Origin of the sequence: Pseudomonas sp. (assembly GCF_032058845.1) — a bacterium.
GTDB lineage: Bacteria > Pseudomonadota > Gammaproteobacteria > Pseudomonadales > Pseudomonadaceae > Aquipseudomonas.
Genome location: NZ_DAMCCR010000187.1, coordinates 1 through 2,810 on the forward strand (window position 1 = coordinate 1; position 2,810 = coordinate 2,810).

Sequence of the window (2,810 nt, forward strand, 5' to 3'; positions counted from 1 at the left end):
GGCGGCGAGGCGGGTGCGTGCCGGCGCAGGATGCGCAGCACGCCCCACAGCATGGCCAGGGCCACGCTGGTCCACATCAGCACCAGCAAGCAGATCGCCATTATCAGGCTCATGGTCAGCTCCTTGGCCGGAGTGAATGTTCGCTCCGGCCCTACGCTGTGAAGTCTAGCCGCAAGTCGAGGACGTTCAATTGACCGATGGTCCAGTACCCGGGCATGGCGCCGGGCTGTACCGAGGCTGGCGCGCGGCCTATGATCGTTGGCCCAGCCAGGCCCGCTCCGCCTGGCACTGACAAGCGAGAGATCATGTCGCAGCCTTCTTCCCCGACCTATGCCCTGAACCGGCGCCGCTGGCTTGCCGTTTGCCTGATGATCGCCAGCCTGTCCGGTTGCGCCAGCGCGCCGCCGCCGCTGCCCCAGGGGTTGGCGCAGCGGGTTGAAATCAGCAGCGTGCCGTTCTTTCGCGGCAACGCCAACCACGGAGGCGCCTTGGCGCTGGCAGCGCTGCTGTCTCAACAAGGGGTGAGCATCACCCCGGGGCTGCTGGATGAGCCGTTGAAGTTGCCGCAGCAGGCCGACCGTCTGGACACCTCGATTCCCCGTGTAGCGCGTGAGTACGGCATGGTCGTGTACCCATTGGACAAACGTCTGCAGGCTTTGCTGGTGCAACTGGCGGCGGGCAATCCGGTGCTGGTGCGATACCGCGAAGGCTCGAGTTTCTGGGCCGAGCCGCGCTACGCGGTGGTGATTGGCTACGACCGCTACAAGCAGCGGATGTTGTTGCGCGCCGGCATGGATCGGCGCCGTCTGGTCGACTTCAGTGATTTTGAACAGGCATGGCAGCAGGAAGGCAGTTGGGCGGTACTGGTTCAACCGCCACGGCAGTTGCCGGCCGAGGTGGACCATCAGCGCTGGCGGCAGGCCGCCGAGGCGCTGGCGCAGGCCGGTCAGGAAGTGGCGGCGCGCCAGGCAATCGATCGCTTGCAGGAGTAGACGGTTGCGCGGGGCAGGGCGCCCCACAATGACTCAGAAGCCCAGGCGATCGCGCAAGCTGTAGTACCACGCACCCAGTGCGCTGAACGGTACACGCAGCAACTGGCCGCCCGGGAACGGGTAGTGCGGCAGGCCAGCGAAGGCATCGAAGCGTTCCGCCTGGCCGCGCAAGGCTTCGGCCAGCACCTTGCCGGCCAGGTGCGTGTAGGTCACCCCGTGGCCCGAGCAGCCTTGCGAGTAATAGATGTTGTCGCCAATGCGCCCTACCTGCGGCAGGCGTGAAAGCGTCAGCAGGAAGTTGCCGGTCCAGGCGTAGTCGATCTTGACGTTCTGCAACTGCGGGAAGGCCTTGAGTAGCTTTGGCCGGATGATCGCTTCGATGTTCTGCGGGTCGCGCGCGCCATACACCACACCACCGCCGAAGATCAGCCGCTTGTCTTCGGTGAGGCGGTAGTAGTCGAGCAGGTAGTTGCAGTCTTCCACACAGTAGTCCTGCGGCAGCAAGCTCTTGGCCAGCGCGTCGCCCAAGGGCTCGGTGGTGATGACCTGAGTGCCGCATGGCATCGATTTGGCGGCAAGCTCCGGCACCAGGTTGCCCAGGTAGGCGTTGCCGGCAACGATGATGAACTTGCTGCGAATCTTGCCTTGGGGCGTATGCACCACGGGGTTGGCGCCGCGCTCGATGCGAATGGCCGGGGTTTGCTCGTAGATGATGCCGCCAAGCGATTCCACCGCAGCCGCTTCACCCAGTGCCAGGTTGAGCGGGTGAATGTGGCCGCCGCTCATGTCGAGCAGGCCGCCGATGTAGTTCTCGCAACCCACCACTTCACGGATGCGGCTGCGGTCCATCAGCTCCAGCTGAGTGTTGCCATAGCGTTCCCACAGGCGCTTCTGGGCTTCGAGGTGCTCCATCTGCTTGGGTTTCAGCGCTGCGAAAACGCCGCCGTTTTTCAGCGCGCAGTCAATGCCATAGGTGGCGACCCGCTCGCGGATGATCCGGCCACCTTCGAACGCCATCTGGCCCAGCAGTTGTGCCTGCTGCTGGCCGACGCTGCGCTCGATGACATCGATGTCGCGGCTGTAGCTGTTGACGATCTGGCCGCCATTACGGCCCGAGGCGCCGAAGCCGACCTTGGCCGCTTCGACGATGCGCACCTTGAAGCCGTTTTCCAGCAGGAACAGCGCACTGGACAGGCCGGTATAGCCAGCGCCAATGATGCAGACATCGGTTTCCACCTCACCCTGCAGCGCCGGACGTGCAGGCACCGGGTTGGCCGAGTCGGCGTAGTAGGACTGCGGGTAGGGGATGTTGGCCATGGCGGAGAAGCCCTCGTGTTCTATATTTTTAACGGTTCAGCGGATGCTATCAATAATAATAAACACCGGCTAGTCGCCGCTGAAAATTCATGTTGCGCGGGCCTGCACCAGGATCCGGCTATAAATTTATTAGGATTCAGGGAGTTAGCGCGAAAAAAAGAGTTGACACCGCTTATCTATTCCGTAGAATGCGGCCCCACGACAGGCACATAGCTCAGTTGGTTAGAGCACCACCTTGACATGGTGGGGGTCGTTGGTTCGAGTCCAATTGTGCCTACCAAATCGATGAGAAGGGCGACCCCACCGGGTCGCCTTTTTTGTTTGTGCGGCGCTTCGTGTTGCCGCAATGCGTTGAATCGAGCTGCACCGCACTTCACGCAAATTTTTGATTAATTTGAAGAAAAAGCGCTTTACAGGGAACTGACTCCCCTCTAATATGCGCCCCACACGACAGGCACATAGCTCAGTTGGTTAGAGCACCACCTTGACATGGTGGGGGTC

The 2,810-nt window shown here is 62.1% G+C and carries 2 protein-coding genes and 1 tRNA gene; 2 read left to right on the plus strand and 1 reads right to left on the minus strand.

Features of this window, described 5'->3' with window-relative positions:
• Positions 1-251 precede the first annotated feature (251 nt).
• Positions 252-992, plus strand: a complete 741-nt coding sequence (locus tag RT028_RS20200) for a peptidase C39 family protein (protein ID WP_409567325.1) — start codon at positions 252-254, stop codon at positions 990-992.
• A 33-nt stretch (positions 993-1,025) separates the two neighbouring features.
• On the opposite strand, the gene RT028_RS20205 is transcribed toward RT028_RS20200, so the two are convergent.
• On the minus strand, positions 1,026-2,309 hold the full coding sequence (locus tag RT028_RS20205) for an FAD-binding oxidoreductase (RefSeq protein WP_312937262.1): 1,284 nt from the start codon (positions 2,307-2,309) through the stop codon (positions 1,026-1,028).
• A 203-nt stretch (positions 2,310-2,512) separates the two neighbouring features.
• Here RT028_RS20205 and RT028_RS20210 point away from each other — a divergent pair.
• A tRNA-Val gene (locus RT028_RS20210) sits at positions 2,513-2,589 on the plus strand.
• The last annotated feature ends 221 nt before the right edge of the window (positions 2,590-2,810 follow it).

Bases quoted from the DNA above. Each gene is read 5' to 3' on its own strand.
- RT028_RS20200 (WP_409567325.1), top strand. From the start codon at position 252: ATGATCGTTGGCCCAGCCAGGCCCGCTCCGCCTGGCACTGACAAGCGA.
- RT028_RS20205 (WP_312937262.1), bottom strand. From the start codon at position 2,309: ATGGCCAACATCCCCTACCCGCAGTCCTACTACGCCGACTCGGCCAAC.